This is a genomic window from Hydrogenophaga sp., from assembly GCF_030656115.1.
In the GTDB taxonomy this organism is placed as follows: Bacteria; Pseudomonadota; Gammaproteobacteria; order Burkholderiales; family Burkholderiaceae_C; genus Hydrogenophaga.
This window is the reverse complement of sequence record NZ_JAUSOO010000038.1, coordinates 1-26,739: the sequence shown is the minus strand read 5'-3', so window position 1 is coordinate 26,739 and position 26,739 is coordinate 1. Positions and strand designations below refer to the sequence as shown.

The 26,739-nt window shown below is 66.3% G+C and carries 22 protein-coding genes; 5 read left to right on the top strand and 17 right to left on the bottom strand.

The genetic code is table 11. The annotated features are described in order from the left end of the window. The first annotated feature begins 42 nt into the window (after positions 1 to 42). From Q7J58_RS05355 to Q7J58_RS05345, 3 genes are all read left to right on the top strand, one after another. A complete protein-coding gene (locus Q7J58_RS05355) occupies positions 43 to 738 on the top strand; it encodes a fumarylacetoacetate hydrolase family protein (RefSeq protein ID WP_304824496.1) in 696 nt (231 codons plus the stop codon). A gap of 197 nt (positions 739 to 935) precedes the next feature. After that, positions 936 to 1,997, top strand: a complete 1,062-nt coding sequence (locus Q7J58_RS05350) for a TRAP transporter substrate-binding protein (RefSeq protein WP_304824493.1) — start codon at positions 936 to 938, stop codon at positions 1,995 to 1,997. A gap of 99 nt (positions 1,998 to 2,096) precedes the next feature. Further along, a complete protein-coding gene (locus Q7J58_RS05345) occupies positions 2,097 to 2,651 on the top strand; it encodes an NUDIX hydrolase (RefSeq protein ID WP_304824490.1) in 555 nt (184 codons plus the stop codon). Between the two features lie 126 nt (positions 2,652 to 2,777). Here the strand turns inward: Q7J58_RS05345 and Q7J58_RS05340 are convergent, their stop codons facing one another. From Q7J58_RS05340 to Q7J58_RS05330, 3 genes are all read right to left on the bottom strand, one after another. Continuing rightward, complete coding sequence (locus Q7J58_RS05340; protein WP_304824488.1) at positions 2,778 to 3,287, bottom strand: PIN domain-containing protein; 510 nt, start codon at positions 3,285 to 3,287, stop codon at positions 2,778 to 2,780. Continuing rightward, complete coding sequence (locus tag Q7J58_RS05335) at positions 3,284 to 6,700, bottom strand: N-6 DNA methylase (RefSeq protein ID WP_304824486.1); 3,417 nt, start codon at positions 6,698 to 6,700, stop codon at positions 3,284 to 3,286. The genes Q7J58_RS05340 and Q7J58_RS05335 overlap by 4 nt, the downstream gene beginning before the upstream one ends. Before the next feature lie 62 nt (positions 6,701 to 6,762). After that, a complete protein-coding gene (locus Q7J58_RS05330) occupies positions 6,763 to 7,965 on the bottom strand; it encodes a PLP-dependent aminotransferase family protein (protein WP_304824483.1) in 1,203 nt (400 codons plus the stop codon). A gap of 170 nt (positions 7,966 to 8,135) precedes the next feature. Here Q7J58_RS05330 and Q7J58_RS05325 point away from each other — a divergent pair, with 170 nt between their 5' ends. Both Q7J58_RS05325 and nth read left to right on the top strand, forming a co-directional pair. After that, positions 8,136 to 8,957 carry a PhnD/SsuA/transferrin family substrate-binding protein gene (locus tag Q7J58_RS05325; RefSeq protein WP_304824480.1) on the top strand — a complete coding sequence of 274 codons (822 nt, stop codon included), beginning with the start codon at positions 8,136 to 8,138 and terminating at the stop codon, positions 8,955 to 8,957. A gap of 44 nt (positions 8,958 to 9,001) precedes the next feature. Continuing rightward, positions 9,002 to 9,643, top strand: a complete 642-nt coding sequence (nth, locus tag Q7J58_RS05320) for an endonuclease III (RefSeq protein ID WP_304824477.1) — start codon at positions 9,002 to 9,004, stop codon at positions 9,641 to 9,643. Positions 9,644 to 9,676: 33 nt separating this feature from the next. Here the strand turns inward: nth and Q7J58_RS05315 are convergent, their stop codons facing one another. The 14 genes from Q7J58_RS05315 to Q7J58_RS05250 form a co-directional block, all read right to left on the bottom strand. Then, positions 9,677 to 10,972 carry a DUF445 domain-containing protein gene (locus tag Q7J58_RS05315; RefSeq protein ID WP_304824474.1) on the bottom strand — a complete coding sequence of 432 codons (1,296 nt, stop codon included), beginning with the start codon at positions 10,970 to 10,972 and terminating at the stop codon, positions 9,677 to 9,679. A 43-nt stretch (positions 10,973 to 11,015) separates the two neighbouring features. Continuing rightward, on the bottom strand, positions 11,016 to 11,570 hold the full coding sequence (locus Q7J58_RS05310; RefSeq protein ID WP_304824471.1) for a histidine phosphatase family protein: 555 nt from the start codon (positions 11,568 to 11,570) through the stop codon (positions 11,016 to 11,018). After that, positions 11,567 to 12,370, bottom strand: a complete 804-nt coding sequence (locus tag Q7J58_RS05305) for an adenosylcobinamide-GDP ribazoletransferase (RefSeq protein ID WP_304824468.1) — start codon at positions 12,368 to 12,370, stop codon at positions 11,567 to 11,569. Before Q7J58_RS05305 ends, Q7J58_RS05310 begins: the two co-directional genes overlap by 4 nt. 112 nt (positions 12,371 to 12,482) lie before the next feature. Continuing rightward, a complete protein-coding gene (cobT, locus tag Q7J58_RS05300) occupies positions 12,483 to 13,550 on the bottom strand; it encodes a nicotinate-nucleotide--dimethylbenzimidazole phosphoribosyltransferase (RefSeq protein WP_304824465.1) in 1,068 nt (355 codons plus the stop codon). A 3-nt stretch (positions 13,551 to 13,553) separates the two neighbouring features. Then, the gene (locus Q7J58_RS05295; protein ID WP_304824462.1) at positions 13,554 to 15,020 is read right to left on the bottom strand and encodes a cobyric acid synthase; all 1,467 of its coding nucleotides are present in this window, start codon (positions 15,018 to 15,020) and stop codon (positions 13,554 to 13,556) included. Beyond that, the gene (locus Q7J58_RS05290) at positions 15,017 to 16,252 is read right to left on the bottom strand and encodes a Wadjet anti-phage system protein JetD domain-containing protein (protein WP_304824459.1); all 1,236 of its coding nucleotides are present in this window, start codon (positions 16,250 to 16,252) and stop codon (positions 15,017 to 15,019) included. The genes Q7J58_RS05295 and Q7J58_RS05290 overlap by 4 nt, the downstream gene beginning before the upstream one ends. A 222-nt stretch (positions 16,253 to 16,474) precedes the next feature. Then, on the bottom strand, positions 16,475 to 19,909 hold the full coding sequence (locus Q7J58_RS05285; protein ID WP_304824456.1) for an SbcC/MukB-like Walker B domain-containing protein: 3,435 nt from the start codon (positions 19,907 to 19,909) through the stop codon (positions 16,475 to 16,477). Further along, positions 19,899 to 20,570 carry a DUF4194 domain-containing protein gene (locus Q7J58_RS05280; RefSeq protein WP_304824453.1) on the bottom strand — a complete coding sequence of 224 codons (672 nt, stop codon included), beginning with the start codon at positions 20,568 to 20,570 and terminating at the stop codon, positions 19,899 to 19,901. Before Q7J58_RS05280 ends, Q7J58_RS05285 begins: the two co-directional genes overlap by 11 nt. A 139-nt stretch (positions 20,571 to 20,709) precedes the next feature. Continuing rightward, on the bottom strand, positions 20,710 to 22,179 hold the full coding sequence (locus Q7J58_RS05275; RefSeq protein WP_304824450.1) for a DUF3375 domain-containing protein: 1,470 nt from the start codon (positions 22,177 to 22,179) through the stop codon (positions 20,710 to 20,712). Between the two features lie 41 nt (positions 22,180 to 22,220). Further along, positions 22,221 to 23,285 carry an aminotransferase class I/II-fold pyridoxal phosphate-dependent enzyme gene (locus Q7J58_RS05270; protein WP_304824448.1) on the bottom strand — a complete coding sequence of 355 codons (1,065 nt, stop codon included), beginning with the start codon at positions 23,283 to 23,285 and terminating at the stop codon, positions 22,221 to 22,223. After that, entirely contained in the window at positions 23,282 to 24,295 is a 1,014-nt protein-coding gene (gene cbiB, locus Q7J58_RS05265) for an adenosylcobinamide-phosphate synthase CbiB (RefSeq protein ID WP_304824445.1), read from the bottom strand. Before cbiB ends, Q7J58_RS05270 begins: the two co-directional genes overlap by 4 nt. Positions 24,296 to 24,300: 5 nt before the next feature. Continuing rightward, positions 24,301 to 25,566, bottom strand: a complete 1,266-nt coding sequence (gene bioF, locus Q7J58_RS05260) for an 8-amino-7-oxononanoate synthase (RefSeq protein WP_304824444.1) — start codon at positions 25,564 to 25,566, stop codon at positions 24,301 to 24,303. Next, positions 25,550 to 26,260, bottom strand: a complete 711-nt coding sequence (gene bioD / locus Q7J58_RS05255) for a dethiobiotin synthase (protein WP_304824441.1) — start codon at positions 26,258 to 26,260, stop codon at positions 25,550 to 25,552. The genes bioF and bioD overlap by 17 nt, the downstream gene beginning before the upstream one ends. Continuing rightward, a partial coding sequence (locus Q7J58_RS05250) for an aminotransferase class III-fold pyridoxal phosphate-dependent enzyme (protein ID WP_304824439.1) occupies positions 26,250 to 26,739 on the bottom strand: 490 nt, incomplete at its 5' end. The genes Q7J58_RS05250 and bioD, both read right to left, overlap by 11 nt.

The window sequence follows — 26,739 nt, the reverse complement described above, 5'->3', positions numbered from 1 at the left end:
GGCGCTACGATCCCACGGTTCGCCACACCCAGGAAAAACCCCATGAGCTTCGTCTTCACGCCCCCCGCTGTTGTGTCCGTGCCCGTGTTGGGCACCACCGAGCGCTTCCCCGTGCACCGCATTTACTGCGTGGGCCGCAACTACGAAGAACACGCCAAAGAAATGGGCTTCACCGGGCGCGAGCCACCGTTCTTTTTTCTGAAACCGGCCGACGCCCTGGTGGTGGCCGACGCGGGCCAGACCGCCACCATGCCCTACCCCAGCCTCACCAGCAACCTGCACCACGAGATTGAACTGGTGGTGGCCATTGGCCAGGGCGGGCGCAACATCCGCGCCCAAGACGCCGCGCAGCACATCTACGGCTACGCCGTGGGCCTGGACATGACCCGCCGCGACCTGCAAAACGACATGAAAAAACAGGGTCGCCCCTGGTGCATTGGCAAGGCCTTCGACCATTCGGCACCCATCGGCCCCATCACACCCGCCGCGCAGGCCGGCGACATCCACCACGCCGCCATCTGGGTGCAGGTGAACGGACTCGACCGCCAGCGCAGCAACGTGGCCAAGCTCATCTGGAGCGTGGCGGAAACCATCGAACACCTCTCCAACGCCTGGGAACTGCAGGCCGGCGACCTGATCTACACCGGCACGCCCGAAGGCGTGGCCGCCGTGGTGCAGGGCGATACCCTGACCGGCGGTGTGGATGGCCTGACGCCCATCCGCATCACCGTGGCTTAAAACCCCGGGTTTACCCGTACCAGCCATTCTCTATAATTTCTTTTAGTGAAATCTATTTCACCAATATAAATTCTCTCTTTTCCACACAACCCAGGTTTCGCGGGTTTGACCTGTAGCGATCCACCGTCAAAAACCCGTACCCTTGCATGGTTTTTTCCAAGCATTTTTTCTTGCCCGTCCCCCAGGAGAACCTCCCCATGATCCAGCGCAGAACCCTGCTCCAAACCGGTGCCGCCGTGGCCCTCGGCGCCCCCGCCCTGGTGGGCTTTGCCCAGCAAAGCGTCACGCTCAAGTTCCACACCTTCATGTCGCCACAGTCCAATGTGTGGCTCAACATGCACAAGGCCTGGATGGACAAGGTCACCAAAGACTCCGACGGACGCATCAAGTTCGAAGGCTATCCCGCCATGCAACTCGGCGGCTCGCCGGTGCAGCTGTACGACCAGGCCAAGGACGGCGTGGTTGACATCGTGTGGACCCTGCCCGGCAACACGCCCGGCCGCTTCCCGCGCATTGAAGTGTTCGAGCTGCCATTCATGATGAACAACGCCGAAGCCACCTCCAAGGCCTTCTGGGAATACGTGCAGACCGTGGCCAAAGACGAGTTCCGCGAAGTGCAGCCCATTGCCCTGCAGGTGCACGGCCCGGGCATGTTCCACATGCGCAGCAAGCAGATCAAAACGGCTGAAGACCTGCGCGGCTCCAAGGTGCGCGGCCCCACCCGCCAGATCACCAAAATGCTGTCGTACCTGGGCGCCTCGCCCGTGGGCATGCCGCTGCCACAAATCCCCGATGCGCTGTCCAAAGGCGTGATCGACGGTTGCGTGATTCCGTGGGAAGTGGTGCCCTCGGTCAAGGTGCATGAGCTGACCAAGTTCCACAGCGAATTCGATCCCGCCGGTGGCGCCCTGTACACCACCACCTTCATCATGGCCATGAACAAGGCCAAATACGCCTCGCTGGCGCCCGACCTGAAGGCCATCATCGACAAGAATTCCGGCATGGACACCTCGGCCTGGCTGGGCAAGGTCCAGCAAAGTGGCGACATCCCGGGCCGCGAATCGGCCGTCAAGCAAGGCAATTCCATCTACACCATCCCGGCCGCCGAAGCGCAGGAATTCAAGCGCAAGGCCCGTCTGGTGGAAGTGGAGTGGATGCAGGACATGGACAAGCGCGGCTTCAACGGCAAGCAGCTGCTGGACAGTGCCAAAGCCCTGATCGAAAAACACGGCAAAACCAGCGGCACCAAAAAGGCCTGATGCCGCTCGGTGCGGTCGGCGGGGCCAATACCCCGCACCCACGCCGTGACTCCAAGGGCTCCGCAAGGAGCCCTTTTTGTTTGCCCCTACACTTTGCACATGCACCGCAGCCCCATCCAACACTGCAGACAATGTGGTTCACCCGTCGCCTACCGCATCCCCGATGACGGCGACACCAAGCCCCGTGCCGTCTGCACCGTCTGCCACACCATCCACTACGAAAACCCGCTCAACGTGGTGGGCACCGTCCCCGTGTGGGGCGCGTCGGGCGAACACGTGTTGCTCTGCAAGCGCAACATCGAACCCCGCTTCGGCAAGTGGACCCTGCCCGCCGGCTTCATGGAACTGAACGAAACCACCGCCCAGGGCGCCGCCCGCGAAACAGTGGAAGAAGCCGGTGCACAGTTTGAGATGGGCGAGATCTTCACCCTGATGAACGTGGCCCGCGTGGGCCAGGTGCATATCTACTACCGAGCCCGCCTGCTCAGCGACCAGTTCAACCCCGGCGTGGAAACCATCGAGGCCCGCCTGTTCACCGAAGCCGACATTCCCTGGGACGAAATCGCGTTTCGCACCGTCAAGGAAACCCTGGAACATTATTTCGCCGACCGCCGCCGCGGGCAGTTCGGCTTTCACGCCATCGACATCGCCTGAGAGGCTGGGCGCTTTAGGGGCTTCGGAACACCGTGGCTAACTGCTCGCGCGACCGGCCATCAAGAACATCACCGTCAGGGCTCCCGGCAAAGCCTCCCAAGCTGAAGCCAACGGTCGGCAAACCCATTAGCCGACGCACTCCACCACCAAACCAGCGACACACTGCACTTGACCCAAACCGTCGGTGTAGCGGAAATCGCGGACGTTTTCAGTCACGAGCACCGCGGGTGGATCAAAGTCCAAGCAGCTGGCAGCCACCACCGCATCGGGCAGTTTCAGCTTACCGCCATCAGGGTTGGCTGGCGTGCCGCCGCCCGCCGCAGCACGCCTCAATGCCTCGGCCCTCAGTGTGGCGGCCTGATCCAGAACCACTTCTGTCACGTCCACCACGATCACGTTGGGGTCGTCAAAAAATAGCCTGAATGCATCCTCAGCGAGCTGGCGCTGTGCTGCGTCCTGGTACCGGCGCGCGGCCACCATGCACTCGGCCACACAGATGCGGCTGGTGGCAAAGGAAGCGTCCGGGTACTTGGCTTGCAATGCCGCCAGCGCCGCCTGAACAGACGCGCGCTTGGCAACATCGCTCAGCACCAGGTGGCTCCAGACATTGGTATCCAGCAGCAAGACATGGCTCATGCACCCCTCCCCGTGCGCGATCCACTGGCGAGCATTTCGCGCTCGCTCCAATGGGTTCGTTCATTGCGCAGGAAGGCACTGACGGAAGTGGAAGGTTGAGCAATCAGGTCGGGTGGGGCGCCATGGAGCACGCGCTCCCAGGTTTGCCCCCGCGCCTGGGCGTCGCGCCCGGTGGATATCGCTTCGACCAGGGCATCCATTTCCTTGAATTGAGGCGCCAGCTCGCTGCGAATGCGGGTTCGCAAACGGCCCAGCGAGCGGGGATCGAGTTCCAGATCTTGCTGGCTGCCCAAGATGGATTGGACCGCTTGCGCGACTTGCTTACCAAGCGCAGCGAGCGTCCGATGAGAGGCAACATTGCGCGAAAAGTTTGGCCAGGGAAATTCAAGAATTTTCTTGGTTACATCGCGGGCTCCGAAGTGGCCCTTGGTTTGAAATGCCTTGATCGCTTTGTTGATGTATCCAGAGTTGAGGTAGCACTCAACAAATCGAGCTTCTTCCTCACTGTCCACAAAACAAACGTACATTGCGAAATCGACCAAAAAATGCTGCGCCGACCCATCTGTTCGGACGCTGCATGCGTTTCCATCTTTTGCCGACCGATTGAACATGACGGCCCAACGACCATCAACGGGTTGATCCGTCAATCCCCGCTGAAAATTGATCCGCCCAATCATGCTCATTTTTTGATTCTTCGCACTGTCACTTCGCCGCTCGCCCCAGAGTCGCTCGCACTGCCCAAACCAGCGCGCAGCCTCCAGGTCGCCACGCGCCGTGAGCGCCGCGCTGTCGAGCAGACACCAACGCTGCTTGCCGGCCAGCTCGGCGTTCTTGTCGTTGGCCTGCTCCTCCTTCACCAGCGGAAGCGCCACCAAAGCGGGGTTGATGAGGGCAAACGGAATCACGTTGCGCGCCATGGCCGTGCGGAAAAGGTACTGGCCTTGCATCGAGCCGGTGAGCGAGATACCGTCCCAGGGCTTCTTGGCACCCTCCAGCGCCAGCGGGTGGGTGCGGATGTTGACGGTGCGCCCGGACACATCGGTCGTCGCATCCACGGTCATGCCTTGCGGTTCTACAAAATAGAAAGCGCGGGGCACGATGGTGGCACCCTGTTTGAAGCGCTCGGCGTAGGCATTGCCGCCGCTTTGACCCTGTATGCGCTGCTGCACCAGGGCCGAGCGCTTTTTGCGGCTCTTTTCGTTGCCCAGCTCCTGAAAATACCAGCGCGTGGTCTGCTCTTTCAGAAACTGCTGCGCATCGCGCCAGTGCAGGTGGGGCTTGGGCAACCGGCCGTCGAACACGGTGCCCACAATGCCCGTCTTGGGCAGTGCGCGGGCCCGTTTGGCGTCGTCGTTTTCAGACTGCGATGCACAGGCGAGCAGCACGCAGGCGGGCACGTTGAACAAAGGACTCACGCCGTCCAGATCCCACACTTCCGCGAGTTTGAAGCCGCTGGCCTCCCCGCTGCGCACGTTGGCATGCTGGTCGGCCGTCAAAAAGGCGCGCGGCAACACAAAGGCCAGTTGGGCGCCGTCTTTGGCGAGGTATTTCCCACAGTGCGATAGAAACACCGCGGCCAGGTCGATGTGGGGGTTGTTGGCTTTGGCAGAGGGCATGAGGTTGTAAACGCGGGCAATGTCGCGCACCAACTGCTGGTAATCACCGCTGCTGATGTCGGAATACGTTAGCCAGGGTGGGTTGGCAACGATGGCATCAAACACGCGGTACATGAACACCGGCTGGTAGAGGTTTTGCAACACAAACTGCCAGATCGTGTCGCGGCCTTTCTGCTTGGCCTCGCGCATCGCCCGGTAGATAGCGTGCAGTTCGGCCACCAAATTTTTGTCCATGTCCACCGTGGGCACCCGTGCCCGCAGCGCTGTATCAAACACCTCAAAGGGCTGTTCGATCTCAAGACTGTTGTCCACAAAATACTGGGCCAGTTCGATGGCTTTGACGAAGCGGTCGGGCTGCCCAATGAAGGGCGTCATGTCCAGAGGCAAACGCTGGTCATCCACGCGCACCAGAAAATGGTGCCCAGAGGTATAGAGCGTCTTCTTGCCTTCGTCTTGAGAGAGGAACAGCGTGTTGGCAAGGTACACGTTGAGCGTCACCGGCGCTTTGGCGCGTGCCACGCCCTCGCCCAACGCAAGCAACAGTGTGGTCTTGGCGATCTGCACCGAGAGAGGATGCACGTCGATGCCGGTAATTTGATTGGCAATCTGCTGCACCGGCATGTCGGGCCAGTCGGTGCGCAACCGGGCCACCAGCGCCCGCAAGAACGAACCGGAGCCACAGGCGGGATCAAGCACCCGGGAACTGCGCTCCAGTTGCAGGCTGTCCACCACACGCTCGCACAACCAGTCGGGCGTGTAGTACTCGCCCAAGGCGTGGCGGGTGTCGATGTCGATCAGCTCCTGGTAAACGCCCTTCAGAATGTCTTCTTCCACATCGGTGAAGTCGTATTCGGTGATCTGGTTGTACAGCTCACGCAGCGACGGGGCCAGGCGGGCAAAGATCGCTGGATCAGACACCCAGTAGAAAAAGTCTCCCTCGACGAAGTTGGACACATTCAGGGCATTGAAGGCCTCCCCGGTGAGAATGCGGCGAAGCTCGTCGTCGTTGGGGCGGGCCGCGGGACGCAGAACCACATAGGCCAAGAGCTTGGAGAAGACGCTCAGGTAGGTGTGAATCAGATACACCGCGCTTCGGTCATCAAACCGGCCATAGGCGAGTTCCAGAAAGCGTTGCCACTGCTCAAAAGCCACATGCACCGGTGAAGCCACTCCAGGTGCTGGCATGGCGGCACGCATGGCTTGAACGGTGTTGATGAACGCTCGCGAGGTGTCGCCAAAGTCGAGCTGAATCTCGCCAAGCGTGGCCTTTCGTTTGGTCGAACGGAAGAGCAGACGGTCCAGAAAATAGAAGAACTGCTGCTCGTTGTCGCGTTTCACCTCGAAGTCTTCAACCTTGCGCAGCGCAATCCGTGTGGGTGTCTCCTGGGCCAGAAGCACCTCCAAGTCAGGCGCGTAGCTGCGCCAGACCCGGCCGTCGGTTGCGATCAAGACGAAATCGTAACGCTCGCCGCTGTGCCATTTACCCGCCAGGTATTCGGCCAATTGGTCTTCTGCGTGGCGCCCCGTCTTGGCCAGGTCTTTTTCCCATTCGATGATGACGTTGCTGTAGGCAATGTCGGCATAACCGGTTTTGGGTGTCCCCTTGCGAGGAATATTGAAGATGGTTTTTTCGCCTCCAGCGGCCATTTGATCAATGAGCGCGCGTGAGCCAGCACTGTCTTTGAACAGACGCAAGAGCAGATTTTGAAAACGCAGTTTTTTGGCTTCCTCGCTGTTGGATAGCTTCAAACCCGCGAGGTAATCCATGATTTCCTCAGAGACCTTGTGTTCAATCATGGTGGGCGATTTCCCTATGGGTTTGTCGTTGGTTTGAAGCTGCTGCGTTGAACTGTCGGGATCTACAGAGCCGCACCCAGCCGCCCCACACCCTCTTCAATCTTCTCAACCCCCACCGTCGCAAAGCTCAAGCGCAGCGTCGCATGGTCGGGGTCGGAGGCGTAGAACGGTGCACCGGGCACAAACGCCACACCTTTTTCAATCGCGCGCTTCGCCAGCTCGCCACCGTCGGCCACCTTGCCACCGGCGCCCGTGAGGCGGGCCCAGACGAACAGGCCGCCTAGCGGTTGCACGAACTCGATGGTGTCGCCCAGTTCGCGCTTCAGGGCGTTGCCCATGGTGGTGGCGCGCTCGGCGTACACAGCGCGCACCTTGGCCAGCGTGGCGGGCATGCGCCCTGCTTTCAGGTACTGCGCGGCGGTGGCCTGGGCGAAGGTACTGGTGTGGGCGTCGCTGAACTGATTGCACATGGTGGCTTTCGCCAGCAGCTCGGCCGGGCCGACCATCCAGCCCACGCGCAGGCCGGGGCTGAGCACCTTGCTCAAACTGCCGCAGTGCACCAGCAGGTCGCGGCTGCCGGGCACGCTGGCGCTCAGGGCCAGCAGGCTGGGTGGTGGTGCTTCGCCGAAGTACAGGTCGCCATACGGGTCGTCTTCCACGATCAGCGTGTTGTGCTTCACCGCCATCTCCAGCACCTTGTTGCGGCGCTCCAGACTGAGCATGGCGCCGCTGGGGTTGCCGAAGGTGGGAATGAGGTAGACGAACTTCGGCTTGTGTTCTTCGATCAACCTTTCCAGCTCGTCGGTCTTCACGCCGTTGCCGTCCACCGGTGCGCTGATGAGCTGCGCGCCATAGAGGCGGAAGCACTGGATGGTGGCGAGGAAGGTGGGGCCTTCGACGATGACCTTGTCGCCGGGCGACACGAGCGTCTTGCCCAGCAGGTCCAACGCCTGCTGGCTGCCGGTGGTGACGATCAGGTCGTTGGCCGTCACGCCCTGGTTGCCCTTGCTGCTCATGAAAGCGGCGAGCTGTTCGCGCAGGGGGTTGTAGCCCTCGGTGGCGCCGTATTGCAGGGCAGCGCCGGGTTCTTCGGTGAGCGCGGCGTTCACCGCTTCGCGGATGCCGTCCACGTCGAACAGGGCGCTGTCGGGGAAACCACCGGCAAAACTGATGATGCCGGGCCTGCCCAGCAGCTTGAAGAGTTCGCGGATGGCGGAGGTTTCAACGTTGTTGAGGCGGTCGGCAAAAGGCGTGTTGAAGGGCATGGCGTTGGGGTTCAAAATCAGGACAGACCTGCATGGTAACCAGCCGCAACGGTCTGCAGCGCCGGGCGTTCACCACTGGTCTGTTTGGGCTCGGGGTCTGTCGGATGGCGCGGTTCGCCGCCAGCGGCGCAAGCCAAGAATGCGGGTTGTTTTTTTACAGGGATACGGGCATGCGCAAATGGATCGGTTGGGGCCTGGCTGGTGTTTTCACCCTGCTGGTGGGCGCCGCCCACGCCCAGGGGCGGGATCTGGTGATGGCGATCAGCGAAGGATCGTCGGGCGGAACCGACCACGCGCGGGTGATTGCGAAATACCAGGGCCTGGCCGATGCGGTGGGCCGCAGCATCAACCAGAAGGTGAACGTGGTGTTCATTCGCGAGTTTTCGGCGCTGGAAGATGGCCTGAAAAACCAGCGCTTTGACCTCGCCATGGCCCGACCCAGCGATTTCCCGGCCCGCGCCATGCGCGACCACGGCTACCAATACGTGTCGTCGGCCCAACCCGACGGCCGCTGCCTGATCATCGTGCCCAAAGACGCGCCCTACAAAACCGTGGCCGATATTCGGGGCAAGCGCATGGTGTTGCCCGACCCGGCCGCTTACATGACCAAGTTTTGCACCGCCGAGTTGCGGGACCAGGGCATCGACCTGACCAAGGAACGGGTGGAGCGGGTGCAAGAGCAAGGCGCTGTGCCTTTTTACCTGACCAACAAGTTCGGCGATGTGGGCGGCGTGGCGTCGTATTCGGGGGTGGCCAAGTCGCTCGAAAAAACGGGCCACCGGGTGTTGCACACCAGCGTGGCGCAGCCCTACTTTCCGCTCATCGTGAAGAAATCGTTCACCGCCGCTCAGATCGAGAGCATGCAAACGGCCCTGCGGACCTTGCCCGACACCGAAGAAGGCCGGGGCGTGCTCAAGAACATCGGGATCGATGGCTTCGACACCCGCAGCGAGAAACGCTTGCGCGACCTGCTGGCCTGGCTGGGTATCTGAGCAGCGAGCGTCTTTTACCGAGCCACCGAACTACACTGCGCGGCATGAAATCCGCCGCCATTGAAGCCTTTTTTGCCACCCTGAAAGCCGCCAACCCCACGCCCCAGACCGAGCTGGAATACACCAGTGTGTTTGAGTTGCTGGCGGCGGTGTTGCTGTCGGCCCAGGCCACCGACGTGGGTGTGAACAAAGCCACCCGCAAGCTGTTCCCGGTGGCCAACACGCCGCAAAAAATACTGGACCTGGGGCTGGAGGGCCTGGAGAGCTACATCAAGACGATTGGCCTGTACCGCAGCAAGGCCAAGCACCTGATGCAAACCTGCCGCATCCTGGTGGAGCAGCACGGCGGCGAGGTGCCCCGCACCCGCGAGGCGCTGGAGGCCCTGCCCGGCGTGGGCCGCAAAACGGCCAATGTGGTGCTCAACGTGGCCTTTGGCCAGCCCACCATGGCGGTGGACACGCACATTTTTCGCGTCAGCAACCGCACCGGCCTGGCGCCTGGCAAAACGCCGCTGGCGGTGGAACAGCAATTGATGAAGCGCGTGCCCGCCGCCTACGCCGTGGATTCGCACCACTGGCTGATCTTGCTGGGCCGCTACGTGTGCATGGCCCGCAAACCGCTGTGCCACCGGTGCGCGGTGGCGGCGTATTGCGACTTCAAGCCCAAGACGGTGCAGGGTTCGTAACGAGCGCCGGCCGGGTGGCGTTGCGGCCCGTTTTCAGCCGTGCATCCACGTTGCCACGGCCGGCAACCCCAACACCGCCTGCGTGAGCGCGTGCAGCAGCAGCCCCACCAGCGCGCCCACCAGGGTGCCGTTGATGCGGATGAACTGCAGGTCGCGGCCGATGTTGTTTTCCAGCGTGCGGCTCATGTCGTGGGCGTCCCAGGCTTGCACGCGCTCGGCCACGAAGCCAACGATGGTGTTGCGGCTGCCGTCCAGCAGGCGCAGCAGCATCTGTTGGGCCTGGGCGTTGAGCCAGGCGCGCAGGCTGGTGTCGGCCAAGAGCTGCTGCCCGGCGGCTTGTACCACGCTGGCGATGCGCTCGCCCAAGGCACTTTCGGGTTTCACCGCATCGGCGCGCAGGGTGCCCATGAGTTCGTGCCACCAGGCTTCGATGGGGGCCTTCCACTGGGGTTGGTCCAGCCAGGCGTCGCGCCACAGCGCCACGCGGGCCTGCCAGTCGGGGTCGGTTTGCAGGCGCTGAATGGACTCCCGCATCCAGCCGTCAAAGCGCTGGCGCAGTTCGTGGTGCGGGTCGGCGGCCACGTCGGCCAGGGTGCGGGTGAGTGCGGCCACCAGTTTGCGGGTGGCCAGGCGCGCGGCCATCTGGTCGAGCCCCACGTATTTGAGTTCTTTGAGTTCGCGGGCAATGGCGTCGGTGAGCTTGTCTTGCACCGCCTCTTGTCCGGCCCAGCCCGAGAGCTGCTGCAACAGGCCGTTGAGCCATTGCTGGTGGTGGCCGTGCGCGGTGAGTGCGGCCAGCGCCTGGCCGCCCAGCGTGGCCAGGTCCACCTCGCGCAGCAGGCGCTGCGCCAGTTGCGCCACCCACTGGCGCGCGGGGGTCTGGTCCAGCGCGTTCAGCAAGGCGGGCGTGGCCTGCTGCAGCCACTGGCCTACGCGCTGGGCCGAAGCGGGCTGCGCCAGCCATTGGCCCAGCGCGCCGGCCATGTCCCAGCGCGCCAGGGTGGGCTGCACGTGCTCGATGGTCAAAAAATGCTCGCCCAGAAAACGCGCCAGCTGGGTGCCCAGCCGGTCTTTGTTGGCCACGATGATGGCGGTGTGCGGTATGGGCAGGCCCAGCGGGTGGCGAAACAGGGCCACCACCGCGAACCAGTCGGCCAGGGCGCCGATCATGGCGGCTTCGGCGGCGGCGGCCACATAGCCCCAGGCGGTGTGGCGCGGCTCCAGAACAGTGGCCACGGCGTACACCACGCCGGCCAGCAGGAGCAAGCCCACCGCCAGCGTTTTCATGCGGGCGAGGCTGTAAGGCACTTGTGGGCTTGCGGTTTTCATGGGCTCCAGTGTGCCTGCATGCCGCCGTGGCGTGGCCAGCGGTTCAGCAGTGCAGGCACACATGCCCACCGGGCGCAGGCGCATGGCGGGGCCACTGGTCCACGCTGCCAATGGGCCCCGCGCCATGGGCCAGCACGAACTGCGCTGCCCGGATCACGCCCGCGTGCGTCACCCATACCGCTTCGCGGGCCTGCGTGGCGCGCAGGGCTTGCAGCGCTTGCGCCACGCGGTCGATCACCTGCTGCGTGCTCTCCTTGCCGCCAAAGCGGTGGTGGGCGAAGTCGGTCATCCAGTCGTCGAAAGCGCTGCGCGGCACGGCGTCCCAGGCTTGCAGTTCCCACTGGCCAAAGTCCATTTCGTTCAGGCGCAGGTCGGTGGTGGGTGGGCCCAGGTCGGGCCGCAGCTGCTGCAATGCGAGCGCCAAAGCTTGGGCACGGCCCAGGGCCGACACCCACACCGGCAGACCCAGCGGCAGCACGGCGGCGGCGTTGTGGGCAGCTTGCAGGGTGAGCGCGGCGTGCGCGGGCACATCGCTGGCACCGTAGCAAAGCCCGGCGGGCAGGTCCACTTGGGCGTGGCGCAGCAGCCAGAGCTTCACAGCGCCAGCGCCAGTGCGAGGTAAAAACACAGCTCGCTCACCTGCTGCGTGGCACCCAGGCCGTCGCCGGTAAAACCTTGCAGGCGGCGGTGCAGCAGGCGCCACATCCAGCCCATGCCCATGAGCGCGCCCACCACCGCCAGCGCCCACGGCGCGCCCGGCTGCCACCACCCGGCCAAGGCCATGGCCAGCGCCCACCACAACACGCCCGCCAGCAGCCCGGCCACGGTGATGCTCTCGGCCAGCGGCTTGGACTTGGACTGTGGCGTGTCGCCCACATGCGCCAGCGTGCGGATGACGAACAGCGGCATGAGCCGCGAGGTGACGTGTGCGGCAAACAGCGCCACCGCCGCCAAACCCGCGCCACCGGCCTGCGCCAGCAGCACCAGCAGCGCCACCTTGGCAGCCACCGCCAGCACCAGGGCCAGCGCGCCGTAGGTGCCAACGCGGGAATCTTTCATGATGTCGAGCGCGCGCTCACGGTTCATGGAGCCGCCCAGGCCGTCCACCAAATCGGCCAGGCCGTCTTCGTGGAAAGCGCCGGTCAGCAGCACGCTGAACACGGTGCAGGCCACCGCCGCCACCCACGGCGCGGCGGGCTGCGCAGGCAAGGCTTGCCACAGGCCGTAAAACACCGCCGCACTGAGCCCACCCACCACCCAGCCCACGCCGGGGAAATGTGCGGCGCTGGCGCGCAGCATGGTCGGGCTGAAACCCACCCAGTCGGCCAGCCGCCCGGTGATGGGGATGCGGGTGAAGAACTGGATGGCGAGCAGGAAATGGCGCAGGGGGAGGAGCACCCCCCTGCGCCGCTGCGCGGCTTCCCCCCGGAGGGGGGACGCAGTCAGTGGCCCGGCGCAGCCGGTTCCACGACTGCCCGGGTCCGGGTCCTGTCGATCCACCGGCATCACCTTACGCCTGGACCGCAGAAGACGTCGGCACATCGTCGCTGCGCGACACCCCCGCCGCCTCAAAGCTCGCCATCTCGCGCACGATGGCGCAGGCGCTTTGCAACAGCGGCCAGGCCAGCGCAGCGCCCGAGCCTTCGCCCAGGCGCAGGCCCAAATCCAGCAGCGGCTCGGCCTTCAGGTGCGCCAGCATCAGCGCGTGGCCGCGTTCGCCCGAGCGGTGGGCGAACACGCAGCGCTGCAACACCACGGGCTGCAAGGCGCTGGCCACCAGCACGGCGGCACTGGCAATGAAGCCATCGACCACGATCACGCGGCGCTCCTGCGCGGCTTGCAGCACCGCGCCCACCATGGTGGCAACCTCAAAACCACCAAACGCGGCCAGGGCATCCAGCGGAGTGCGGGCGTCGGGGTGGCGGGCCAGCACCGCGCGCAAGATGCCGATCTTGCGTTGCACCGCGTCCGCATCCAGTCCGGTGCCCGCGCCGGTGCCGTCGGCGATGTCCAGCCCGGTCAAGCGCGCCAGCAACAGCGAAGCCGCCGAGGTGTTGCCAATGCCCATTTCGCCCAGCAGCAGCGCATTACCCGGCAAGGTTTTGACCAAGGCCACGCCGTTGGCCAGGGCCGTGTCGCGCTGCGCAGCGGTCATGGCCGGGCCTTCCAGCGCGTCGGCGGTGCCGGGGGCGACTTTGGCCACCACCAGCCCGGGCCGTGGCGCGAAGTCGTGGCGCACGCCGCAGTCCACCACCGTGAGGCCGATGCCGTGCTGGCGCGCCAACACACTCACCGCCGCGCCGCCGGCCAAAAAGTTTTCCACCATCTGCCAGGTCACGTCGCTCGGGTAGGCCGACACGCCGCGCGCGGCCAGGCCGTGGTCGCCCGCGAACACCACCAGTTGCGGGGCTGTGAGCTCGGGCGATGCCGTGCCCAAAATCAGGCCAATGCGCTGCGCCAGCGCCTCCAGGCGGCCCAGCGAGCCCAGCGGTTTGGTCTTGTTGTCCAGCAGGTGCTGCAAACGGGCCGCCAGGGCGGGCTGGGTGATGTCGTCGAGGGTGGGGATGGTGAAGTTCATGGTTCAGGGCTTTCGGATGAGGTTTTCCAGTACGCCGGGTTCGGCGTGTCGTTCGATAAAGTCGGCCAGGCCGTTGAACACGCTGTCCAGCGTGGGCACCGACGCGCCAAACAAGGCCTGCAACACGCGCGGGTCTTCAAACAGGCCGTGCAGGTACACGCCCAGCACGTTGCCCGCCGCGTTTTGCCAGCCCAGGCCGTTGGGCAGCACGGGCCGGGCCACGTCGCCCGCAGCCGCCATGGCCGGGTGTTGCGCGGTTTGGCCGTGGTGAATTTCGTAGCCAGACACGGTCACACCCGAGAGGGCGGCCCACGGGCCGGTCAGCGCGCCCAAGGTGGCGGTTGTGTGGCGCACGGTTTTGTCGGCGTCAAAGGCGGTGACCAGCGGCAACAAGCCCAGGCCGGGCGCGTTGCCCAGCGCCATGGCCTCAATGCCGTGGGTGTCGATGAGTGCTTCGCCCAGCATTTGCAGCCCGCCGCAAATGCCCAGCACCGCCCGGCCCTGCGCCGCGTGCTCGGCCACGGCCCGGTCCAGGCCTTGGGCGCGCAGCCAGGCCAGGTCGGCGGCGGTGGCTTTGGAGCCGGGCAGCACCAGCCAGTCGGCCCCCGCACAGTCGGCAGGCGTGCGCGCCCACACCAGGCGCACGCCGGGCACGTTTTTGAGCGGCTGAAATTCGTCCAGGTTGCTCAGGCGCGGGTAGGCGATGACGGCGATGGTTTGGCGCACCGTGCCCGCAGACCGGCTGCGATCGTCAAAAACACCGTCTTCTTCGGGCAAGCCGTGTTGCCACCACATCGGCAGCGTGGCCACGGTGGGTACGCCGGTCAGGTCTTGCAGCATCTGCGGGCCGGGGGCCAGCAGGGCCGCGTCGCCCCGGAATTTGTTGAGCACAAAGCCGTGGATGAGCGCGCGCTCGTCTTCCGGCAGCAGCGCCCAGGTGCCATACAGGTGGGCAAACGCGCCGCCCCGGTCGATGTCGGTCACCAGCAAGCAGCGGGCTTGGGCGCGGCGGGCCACGCGCATGTTCACGATGTCGCTGGCGTGCAGGTTGATCTCGGCGGGCGAGCCCGCGCCTTCCATCACGATCACGTCGTTTTCAGCGCGCAGCGCGTCCAGCGCGGCGGTGATGTACGGCCACACCTTTTCGCTGCGCCCGCGCCACGGCATGTCGCTCAGTTCACGGTTGACTGTGCCCAGCAGCAACACCTGGCTGCGCGTGTCGGCCTCGGGCTTGAGCAGCAGCGGGTTCATGCGCACATCGGGCTCGGCGTTGGCCGCCAGCGCCTGAAAGTACTGGGCCGCGCCGATTTCGCCGCCCGCCACCACGCGGGCGTTGTTGCTCATGTTCTGCGCCTTGAACGGTGCCACCTTGAGCCCCAAGCGCGCGTAGTGGCGGCACAGCGCGGTGGTGAGCCAGCTTTTGCCCGCGCCGCTGGTGGTGCCGAGCACCATCACGCAGACTGCCGTCATGCTTGGCCTTTCTGCGTTATGGGCAGCGGCAATGCCGCCAGCGCCTGCTGCACCCAGCCAAAGCCGATGCGTTCTTGCTCCAGCCGCACACAGGCGGTGCCGGGCGCCGTGCCCAGCCGTCGGTAGCGCAAATCGTCAAACAAAGCCTGCTCCTTCGCAGTCAAACGGGGCAAATCGCGCAGCACCGGTGTGGGTTCGTGGCCCCATGGACCGGTGTGCGCCAGAAGGGTTTCGCGGTCCATCAGCAGCGACTGCGCATGCGGCAGGTGGGCGCGCAACTGGTCGAGGATGGCGAAGCCGTGGGTGTCGATATCGCCCCAGTAATGCACCTCGCAGCTGTGCAGCCAGGGCGCAGCGGCCAGGGCGTCAAAACCGTAACCGGCACCAAACACCAGCAAGCTGTCGGCCACGGGCGGAAAGGCGAGAAAGTTGATCTCGTTTTCGGTGATGAACACGCGCCGCACCGGCAACGCCAAGCGCGCAAAGGCGGCTTGCGTCAGGGTCACGTCCTGGTCTGTTTCAGCGGCTGCGGGCAGCAACACCGCGCCCGCCCCCAGCCAGCGCACGCGCACGCGCAAGGGCTTGTCTTGGAAACCGTAGCGGCGGGCAAACTGGCTGGCACCGCTGGCGCTGGCGTCAATGGCCTGTGGCGGCAAGGCCAAGTCCAACAAACTGGCCAGCACGCCCCGGTGCGCCTCGATGAACTTGCTGTCCACCCCCGGCAGATCGACTTGGCGCAGGTACACACCCGGCCTGGGCTGCGCCTGCAACCACGCCACCACCGCCAGCAGGCGCGGCCAGACGGGTGCCAAGTCCAGCGCCTGCAAGGGGCGCTGTTGCAGCCAGGGCAACACGGCGGGCTGTTGCGTGCGGGTGGTTTGCACCAGTTGCGCAAAGCGCCGCGCCTCGGCTTGCTTGCCCAGCAGTGCCAGCGCCGCGTCCAGCGAATCGAGCCACACCGCCTCGGGCACGGCGTTGTGGCCCAGCACGCGGTGGCGAAACGTGCGCATGGCTATGCGGTACGGCGGCGCGCTGTCGGCAGTTGCGTTGCAACCCAGGTCGCGCATCCAGGCCCGCACATCGTCAAAGCGCTCGGCCAGCTCGGTCGATGTGGGGGCCACCAAACGCAGGCGCAGCGGCGGCATGGGCGCGCCGTCCACCCGCAACAGCTCGCCTTTGTCCCACAGCTTTTGAACTTGGGCGCGCAGGTCGGCGGGGGTGGTCCAGGTCATGGACTCACCTGTGCGCGTTGTGGGTCTTGTCGCGCCCGGTCAAAAAGCCCGGGGAGAGCCCCCACCCCAGCCCTCCCCCAGAGGGGGAGGGAGTCGGACAGCGCAATGTCTGGCCCCTTCCCCCACTGGGGGAAGGTTGGGATGGGGGCAGGCGTGAGGGAACGGCCCCGGCCAATGTGCAAGGGGCGGCGATGCAGCGCCGCACCCAGGCATGCGTCCATCTCAAAGCCCACGTTGGCCCCCTGTTTCACGAACCGCCAGCGCCATCGCTTCCCTGCCAGCGGCCCGTTCCTTCTCCTCCCGATACGCCTCCATGCTCAAATTGCGCAGCCGCGAATCGCGGCCTTCCACGTTGTGCACAAAGCCGACGCTGGAGACAAAGGGTTCGATGATGTGGATTTTTTGCAGCGGGGTGACGATGAGCAGTTGCAAACTGAGCTTTTCAAACAGTTGCAGGCCGTATTGGGCCGACTCGTCGGAGCCCCGGCCAAAGGCTTCGTCGATGACGACGAAGCGGAAGCTTTTGGAGCGGGTTTCGCCCCAGGCCAGGCCAAATTGGTAGGCCAGGCTGGCCGCCAAAATGGTGTAGGCCAGTTTTTCTTTTTGCCCGCCGGACTTGCCGCCCGCGTCTGAATAGTGTTCGTGTTCGCGCTGGTCTTCGCGCCAGCGTTCGCTGGCGGCAAACACAAACCAGTTGCGCACATCGGTCACCTTCGTGCTCCAGCGCCGGTCTTGCTCGGTTTGGCCCTCGCGGCCGCGCAGGCGCTCGATGATGTGTTTGACCTGCAAGAACTTGGCTTCGGCGTAGGGGCCGCTGGGCGCATCGCCGCCCAGGCTGTCGTCCAGGCAGCTGCGCAGCTCGGTTTGAAAGTCGCGCACCTCGGCGTCGGGCGTGGTTTGCAGCGCCAGGGCAATGAAGCGGCCCGGGTTGTAGTCGATTTGCGTGAGCGACTGGTTGATGCGCTCAATGCGTTCTTTGATGGTTTCGCGCTCTTTGTTCAGCTGCGCGCTGAAGTTGGCCATTTCGCGCACCGTGTTTTCGTTCAGCGCGCGTTTGAAGTCGGCCTCAAAACGCGGCAGGTCGTCGGCCACCAGGCGCTGCAACAGGCTGCGGTATTCGCTGGCCGCGCCCACCGACACGTCAAACTCTTGCGTCTCCACCGGAAAGCGGTGGCTGAAGCTGCGCATGGCGTCGATGATTTTTGCCTGCAAGCGGGTGGCGCGTTTGTCGGTGCTGTCGATGGCGCTTTCCAGGTGTTCGCGCATGTCGCGCTCTCGGGCATCGCAGGACTCGACCGTGATGGCGGACCAGCGTTTGGCCTCGGCGCTGTCTCCTTGCGCAGTTTGCAGGTTCTGCAACAGCTCTTCCAGGCGCAGCGCCAGCGCTTCAAAACCCGGCGGGGCTTGCGCCAGCAGGGCTTCTGCGTCGCGGCGCTGCTGTTGGGCGTCGCTGATTTTTTGCTCGGTTTTCGAGCGTTTGTCGCGCTGCTCCATGCGCTGCTGTTCCAGCTTGTCGCGCTCGGCCTCCAGCTCGCTCAATTGGCGGGTGAGCGCGGCCAACACGTCCGAGGCGGCTTCCAGCGCCGCCCGCTCGTCTTTCAGGCGCGCCACTTCGCGGGCGTTGGCTGGCCAGTCCAGGTCGGCAAAGTCTTGAAATTCTTCCAGCTTGGCCAGGTTTTCCAGGCGCTCGCGAATGGCCCGCTGCTCTTGCTGCAGCTCGGCAATTTTTTGGCCCAGCGTGCCCAGGCGCGCTTCCCACACACGCAGCTTGCCCTCCAACACGGCCAGTTTGGCGGCGTTGCTCCAGCCCAGCACATAGCGGCTGCGGTCGTCCAAGCGGTGACGGTCGTCTTTTTCGTGGCGCTCACCGCTGGTTTTGATGTGCCCGGCGCGGGTCATGGCTTTGGGCTCGGCGCGAAACTGCTCGGGTGTGGTGCAGCAGGCGTGGTCAAAGCGGCGTGCCACCTCATTTTCCAGCCAGGTGTAGAACGGTGAATCGGGCTTGATGGCGATTTTTCGCGCCAGTGATTGCGCGGGCAGAGGCGGCGCAGGGCGCTCACTGCGGGCCGGGTCGCGCACCCGAAAGTACACCAGCCGCCCTTTCAGGTGGGTGTCGTCCACCCACTGCGCCACCCGGGCGTAATGCAGCTCAGGCACCAGCAAAGACAAGGCAAAGCTGTGCAGCAGGCGCTCGGCAGCGCCTTCCCAGTCGCGGGCGTCGTCGTGCACCTGCAGCAGCTCCCCGGCAAACGGCATGCTGTCTTCGCGCAAACCCAACGCGGCGCACAGCGCAGCGCGCAGGGCGATGTGTTGCGCGGCCATGTTGCTGCGCCGAGCGCGCAGGCTGTGGATTTCGTCTTGCAAGCTGCGGCATTCGTGCCGGCCTTGGGCCATGTCCACACCGAGTTCGGTGAGCGTGTTTTGCACCTCGGCGTCGCGCTCGCTGTCGGCCTGGCGGCGCTGCACACAGCCTTGCTGCTGGGTGTGCAGCTCTTCGCGGTTGGCCACTTGCAGCAGGCCCAGGCTGCGGCGCAATTGGTCGTAACGCTGGGCGTTTTTCTGGCGGCGGTTCTGCTCGGTTTGCTGGCGCTCGATGTCGGCATCGAGCTGCGCCAGGCGGTCGCCGCCGCGCTGGGCGATGCTCAGGCGCAGCGCGCTTTCTTTGCTGCGCACCTCGCGTTGCTGCGCCTCCAGCCGCTCCACCTTGGCGGTTTCGCTGGCCAGTTGCAGGCCCAGGTTGTCCAGCCGTTGGTCCAGCAGCGTGCGCTTGCGGTCTGCAAACCAGGGCTTGAGCGCGTCGCGGCACTGGCGCAGCCCGCTGGCTTGCTCCACCTGGGCGCTGTGCTGGTCGCAGTCGGCCACCAGCGGGGTGAGCAGGTTCACCTGTTCTTTGGCCTTGAGCACGGCGGCATGGGCGCGGCTCAGGTCGTCAAAGTGGGCCAGCAGCCCGGCAATGCGCGGTGCCACATCAAACGGCTCCAGCATGTGGTGGCGCACAAAGTCGGTCAGGTTGCCCACCGATTTCATCGACACGGTTTGGTGAAACAGCTCCAGCGCCTGCTCACCCATGCCGCCAAAGCGGCGGCGAAAGTGCGCGCTGTAGGGCGGAAAGCTGTCAAACAGACTCACGCTGTTTTTGCGCAGACGGCTGCGCAGCGCGGCCACCGTGGTGCCAAAGTCAGAAAAATCGGTGGTGATGGACAAGGCTTTGTCGGCCACGGCGTACAAGCGCTCGGGCTGGCCAAAGCTGTCTTTCAGCCAAAACACCTGGGCCAGCGTCACGGTTTGGTCGTAGCCCGCGTTGTGGAACACACCCAAAATCACCGCGTAGTCGCTGGCGCTGCGCAGCGCCACCGGCTTGGCGTGGCCGCTGGCCTCGTTGCGCTCGGACTTGTAATGCCCCAGCACATACGAGCGCAACGAGCGCTCGCGGGCATCGGCCCCGGCGGCCTTGTTGTAGGCCACGCGGTGCGCGGGCACCAGGAGCGTGGTGATGGCGTCCACCAGGGTGGATTTGCCCGAACCGATGTCGCCGGTCAGCAAACCGTTGCGGCCATCCAGCGCCAGCGTCCACACCCGTTTGTCAAACGTGCCCCAGTTCAACACCTCCAGCCGCGTGAGCCGAAAACCAGCGGGCGGGTGGGCTTCAAGCTTCATCGCTGGTCCCGGTTTCTGGCGTGAGCAGTTGCCGTTGGTACGCGGCCAGGCGCTCGTCAAAGTCGGCCAGCCATTGGGCGTCCACAAAGGCCTTGAGGATGCGGCGCACCTCGTACACCGGCTCTTGCGCGGGCCGGGCGGCTGCGCCGTCGGTGCCGGTTTTGAGGCGGCGCACAAAGCCCAGCTCCACCACCTTGCCCAGTTGGGTGTCGATCTGGTCGATCAGTTTGGATTCGTTGGACCCCGCTGGCAAAAACACGCGCACCAGCTCCACCACCGCGCTGCGCGGCAGGATCAAGCGCGTGTCGCCGCCGCTGGCATCGAATTCGGCCAGTTTTTTGCGCAACAGCGCCAGCAGCAAACTGACCTGAAAGCTCAGCGGCTGGCGGCGCACCAGGCGCGGCAGTTTGTCGGCGTTTTCATCCACCGGCTGGGCGCGCACAAAGGCATAGCCCTCGGCCTCGTCCACCACCAAATCCAGCGCCAACACCGCCACGTAGTCGCGCACGCGGGCTTGCAGTTGCAGCAAAGCGGCCCACTGCGCGGCGTCGTCTTCGCGGTACATCACGCCTTTGAGCAAGGGCACCACCAGCCGGGTAAGGTCGGGTTGGGGTGCGCTGGGCTGGGCTGCTGGCGCCACGCTGGGCAGGTCTGGATTCATGGCAAAACCCGGTGGAGTGGGTGGCATGGGTTCCCTCATGTGTGTGGCCATATGCTGCCGATTATGGTTCTGGTTGTGCGGCAAATCTGGAGCTGGTAGCCCCGGCTACAGACGGGTTGAACAGCCGCTTGAACACCCCTCAGCCCCGCACAAAAATCACCCTAGGCAAGCGCGCACGGCGGGTCATTTCAAGGCCCGCCTCATCGCGCACCACCCAAGCCACCACGTCTTCGGTAGCCTCGTCCACCACCGAGCCAGGCGATTCGCTGGCGAGCTGCAAATAGGCCACCAGTTCGCCCAAGCCTTGTTGCAGCGGGCGGGTTTGCAGCAGCGCGGCCAGGGTGACTTGGGGCTGGGTTTGCAGCGACTGGCGAACGTGGGCGGCCAGCGCCGCTTTGTCCACCCGCACCTGGGCGAACAGCGCAGAGGCGTCGGCATCATCACCGCCCGCTTGCAAGGCCACGCGGGTCAGCAGGGTTTGCGGTGCGATCTGGTGCAGCGGGCGCTCCAGCGGCAGCTCGATGTCGGTGCCAATCTCGTCGATGTGGGCAAAGTCTGGGCTGCGCAGGCTGGCGGGTGCGGTGTCGCGCAGGGCCAGGGCGCGGCCTTCGATGCTGCGCAAAATGTCCATGATGCGGCGGTTTTCCAGCCAGGCTTTGTCGTCCAGAAAACGGCGCAGCTGCTGCGAGAGCTGGGCCACGGTGCGCTGGGCGTGTTCACCGGCGTCGAGCCAGTCGTAATGCACGCGCTTGAGGCGCTGGTCGGGCTGCAGGTCGGCCACGGCGGGCAGTTCCAGCACCCGCGCCAGCAGGTCGGTAAAGGCTTCCTGGCGCGACTGCGACATCAAAAAGTCCCAAAACGCACGAAAGCTTTTGCCTTGGTCGGACTCGGCAATGGCGTCGCGCTGGCCCATGATGTCTTGCAGCAGCGCGCCCTTGGCCCCGTCCCACAGGGCGATGCGCTCGCGCACCGAGCGGTCAAGCGCCCGAAAGTTGTGCTCCACCTCCCGAAAATCGGCCAGCAGTTCGCGGGCCAAGGCGCTGAATTGCTGAAAGCGGTCTTTCAGCGCGGTGTCGTCCAGCAAGGCCAGGTCGCCTTCTTGCACACGGGCCATTTCGGCCTCGATGGCGGCGCGCTGGACGTGCAGCTCGGCCAGGCGGGCTTCGGGGCTGGTTTCGCTGCCGTCGTTCATTTGCTTGAGCAGGCCAAACAGCGTGAGCAAGCGCGATTCGGTGCCGACAAAACTGCGCTCGGACAAGCTGGCCAGCCAGGCCAGGGCGCGTTCGGTGGGCGGGGTCAGGTCGTAGTGGGGTTCGTCAGAGCCCAGCGGGTAAAACTTGCGCAGCCAGCCTTTGTCGTTGGCGGCCCAGTCGTTCAAATAGGCTTGCGCGCTTTTGGGAAACACCTGCTGGCCCAGGGTTTCGCGCAGGCCGTAGAGCGTGTCTTCCAGCGCCTCCACCAAGGGGGCTTGCGCCATCACCCGCACATTGGGCTGCACAAACACGCGGTGCAAAAAGCTGGCCACCAGCGGGGCCGAGTCGGCCAACAGCAAGCGCCAGGCCGGGTGCTGGCGGCGCTGCATGTCCAGGGTGTGGAAGTCGAGTTGCATGGTGAAACGCCTGGGGCCTGGGTCTAAAAATGTTCAGATTTTCACGGGAGGGTGGACAAGCCACCGGCATGACCCTTGACGACCTTGCCGCCCTTGAAGCCCTTGTCGAGGGCCTCTTGACCGCCCACACAGCCCTGCGCCCACAACGCAGCCCCAAGCGCTTGCTGCGCCACGGGCGGCAGCACGCCCAGGCGCCAGTGCCCCGGCAGGCCCAGCGAGGTGGTGTCGCGCAGCTTGATGCCCTGCGCGCGCAGGGCGGCCGCGTCCACCGGCTGCGGTGCCTGGGCACACAGGTAATTGGCATCGCTGGGCAGGCAGTGCCAGCCAGCGTGCTGCAGCAGGGCCAGCTGATCGGTCTTCCAGCGGGCCAGTTGCTGGCGGCTTTGCGCCAGCCAGTGCTGCGTGTCGGCCTGCGCCCAGGCGGTGAGCATGGCCACGGCGTGCGCGCCCAGCGGCCAGGACGGCGCCATCTGGTCGAGCCTGCGCGCCAGCGCCAACCCGTGCCCGGGGGCAATGGCGTAGGCGCCGCGCACGCCCGTCAGGCCCAGCGCCTTGTTGGGCGACCAGAGTTGCCACACCCGGCCCAGCGCTTCGGCGTCCAAGCTGCAGCGCCCGCTCAGGCGCAGGGGTTCGTAGGCACGGTCCAACACCACCACGGCATCGGTTTCGGCCACGGTGGCGGCCAGGGGTTCAGCGCTGCCCCGTGGGCTGGACGGCTCGCACAGCCAGGCCAATGCGGCCTGCCCTGGCTGGTCCACGCGCTGCAAACCCCAGGCCTGCGCCGCGTGGCCGTAGTCGCCATAGGCCTGCGGCGGCAGCCACACGCGCTGACCGCCCGCATGCGCCACGGCAGCGGTGATGCGGGCGATGAACTCACTGGCACTGCCCGCCAGCACCAGGCGCTCCAGCGCCACGCCGTGAAACGCCGCGAGCGACGCGCGCAAGGCGGTGTAGGCCGGGTCGGGGTAGTGCGGCGCGTCGGCCTGCTGCACAGCGGCCAAGGCCGTGGGGCACGGCCCGCAGGCGTTGGCGTTGGTTGAAAAGTCCCAGCGCGGCACGCCCAGGGCATCGGGGCCCCCGTGCAAGCGGTGTTGAAGGCGGCTCATGCCAACACCTTCAAGCGGGCACCCAGACTCACCGCAGCCACCACCCCCACCACCCCCACCACCCCCGCCAACAGTGCCAGCGCGCCCACCACACGACCGGCCAAACGCAGTGCCTGCGCGGTGTCTGCCGCCTGCGGGCTGCGCCCAGCCGGATGCAGCGTGTACACGCCGGGCTTGGCCAAACGCACGTCCAGCGCCAGCGCCATGGCGGCCATGGGCCAGCCGCTGTTGGGCGATGGCGTGAGGCCCGCTTGCGCGCGCACCTGCCGCCAGCGGACCGCCCCACCCCGTCCATCCAGCCCCGCGAGCAGCACCGCCGTGATGCGCGCGGGCAGCCACGACAGCACGTCGTCGGCACGCGCCGCCCACTTGCCGGCCCAGGTCCAGTCGCGGCCCTGGCGCTCGCCCCGGTAGCCCCACATGGCGTCGGCGGTGTTGGCAAAGCGGTACAGCGCCGCGCCGGGCAGGCCGGCCACGGCAAACCAGAACAGCGGTGCCACCACCGAGTCGTTGAGGTTTTCGGCCAGGGTTTCGATGGCGCTTTCGCGCACCTGGGCCGCGTCGAGCACATTCACATCGCGGCTGACCAGCCAGGCCAGGCGGGCGCGACCTTGCGCCAGCGACGCGCCCAGGCAGGCCTCAACCGCCCGCACCTCGTCGCGCAACATGCGCCAGGCCAGCAAGGGTTTGAGCAGCACGCCCACCGCCAAGGCTTGCAGCCAGGCCGGCCAACCGCTCACGGCCCGGGTCGCCGCGAAAGCGATCACCACCACCAGCAGCGCCCCGACGACCCAGGCCAGCGCGCCCGCCACGAACGGCCGCGCCGCACCGGCCGCCGGCCCGCCCATCACCGGCGCGATGCGCCGACCCAGCGCCCCGAGGTAGTGGCCCATCCACACCACCGGGTGCCAGCGGGGTGGTGGCTCGCCCCAGCAGCGGTCGATGAACAGCGCCACCCCGATGGCAAGGGCCATCACGGTCCAGAACGGCAGCGCTGCCAGCTCGGCCATGGTGTTCAGGCGTCCTGCGTGGCCGCTGCCACAGCCCGCTGGCCCGACTCGTAGGCGCGGCCCGCGCTCAAACCGGCCGCAGCGGCCCGCAGCGCACCCAGCAAGGCGTCCACGTCCTCGGCCTGGTGCGCCGCCGACAGCGCGATGCGCAACCGCGCGGTGCCCGCCGGCACCGTGGGCGGGCGGATCGCGGGCACCCAGATCCCCTGCTCGCGCAGCGCGGCCATCACGGTCAGCGCGGCGGCGTTGTCGCCGATGACCAAGGGCTGGATCGCGGTGTGCGAGGGCATCAGGGTCCAGCCGGCGGCGTCCACCGCGGCGTTGGCACCGGGCGCGAGACCTTCGCGCAGTTGGGCAATCAGCGCGGCCAGGTGCTGCCGCCGGCGTTCGCCCTCGGCACCGAGCACACAGCGCAGGCCGGCGCGCACCGCCTCGGCCAGCAGGGCGGGCGCGGCGGTGGCGTAGGTGTAGCTGCGGGTCTTCTGCAGCAGCCACTCCACCAGGGGCTCGGGCCCGGCCACAAAGGCGCCCGCCACACCCAGGGCCTTGCCCAGCGTGGCCATGTAGAGCACGCGCGGCGAAGCGCCCGGCCCAGTGAGGCCGGCGGCGGCGAGCGCACCACGGCCCTGCGGCCCCAGCACGCCGAAGCCGTGCGCATCATCGAGCAGCAGCAAGGCATCGTGCCGTTCGCAGAGTGCGTGCAGGCCGGTGATGTCGGCCACGTCGCCGTCCATGCTGAACACCGCGTCGCTGATCACCAGCTTGCGGCGCGCCGGGCTGGCGGCCAGCAAGGCATCGAGCCTGGCCAGATCGCCGTGGGGGAAACGGTGCACGGCGGCCTTGGACAGACGCGCGCCGTCGATCAGGCAGGCGTGGTTCAGTGCGTCGGAGAACAGCGCGTCGCCCTCGCCCACCAGCGCCGGCACGATGCTCGCATTGGTGGCGTAGCCGGCGTAGAAGTACAGCGCGCGCGGCAGGCCCACCGCCTCGGCCAGCTCGCGCTCCAGCGCCGCGTTGGCCACACTGTGGCCGCTGACCATGGGCGAGGCCCCGGAGCCCACGCCGTAGCGATCCACCGCAGCATGCACCGCCTGGCGCAGCAACGGGTCTTGCGCGAGGCCCAGGTAGTCGTTGCTGCAGAAGGCCAGCAGGGACTCGCCATCCACGCTCAGGCGGGCGCCCGGCTCGGGCGTCACCGCCCGGCGCACGCGGCGCAGCGACTGCGCGTCGAGCGCGGCCAGGCGGTCGTCAAATTCATTCAGCCAGCTCATGGCTTTCCTTTCCGTGTTTCCAGGCGCTGGGCAATTCCAGCAGCACCGCGCGCGCGTCCGGCCCCTGCGGCTGCCAGGGCAAGACGCCCAGCAGCGGCGCGGCCAGGCGCTGGCGCAGCGTTTGAATGTTCTCGTCCCGGCAGGCCATGGCCGGGTCCACGGTGTTGGCCACCCAGCCGGCCAGGTGCAGGCCGTCGGCACGGATGGCTTCGGCCGTCAGCAGCGCGTGGTTCAGGCAGCCCAGCCGCATGCCCACCACCAGCACCACCGGCAGGGCCAGCGCCACCGCCAGGTCGGCCAGGGTCTCGTCTTCGTTCAGCGGCACGCGCCAGCCACCCGATCCTTCGACCAGCACCACGTCGGCCAGGCTCCGCAGCTCTCGGTGCGCAGCCACCAGCTCGGCCACGCCCACGCGCCGGCCGGCGCGCGCGGCCGCCAGGTGCGGCGACAGCGGCTCGGGCAACGCCACGGGGCAGTCCAGTTCGGGCGGCACGGCCACGGTGGACGCGGCGCGCAGCGCCAGCACGTCTTCCGCGACCCACGCGCCGCCCTGTTGCACCAGACCGGCTGCCACCGGCTTCATGCCGACCACGCGGGCATGGTGGCGCGCCAGCGTGTGCAGCAGCGCGGCGCTGACCAGCGTCTTGCCCACGCCGGTGTCGGTGCCGGTCACGAAGCAGCCGTCAAACGCCATCTGGCACCCCGCTCACCGGCGCCGGGCTGGTTTCTTCGGCCAGCGTGGCGTCGAGCGCGGCCAATGCGCCGCGAGCCAGCAGCTCGCCCTCGGCCTCGTCGATCACATAGGGCGGCATGGCGTACAGCGTGTGGCCGATGGGCCGCAGCAGCAGGCCCTGCGCCAGCGCGTGGCGGGCGAAGCGGCGGCCGAAGTCGGGCAGGCTGCTGAGCACATCCCACGCGAAGACCATGCCGCGCTGGCGCGCGTGGCGCACTCGGGGATGGGCCGTGAGCGGCGCAAACTGCGCGGCCAGCCGCTGGCTGGTGCCCACGTTCTGGCGCAGCGCATCGGTCTGCTCAAACAGGTCCAGCGTGGCCAGCGCGGCGCGGCAGGCCAGCGGGTTGCCGGTGTAGCTGTGCGAATGCAGGAAGCCGCGCGCCACCTCGTCGTCGTAGAAGGCGGCGTACACCGCGTCGGTGGTGAGCACCACCGACAGC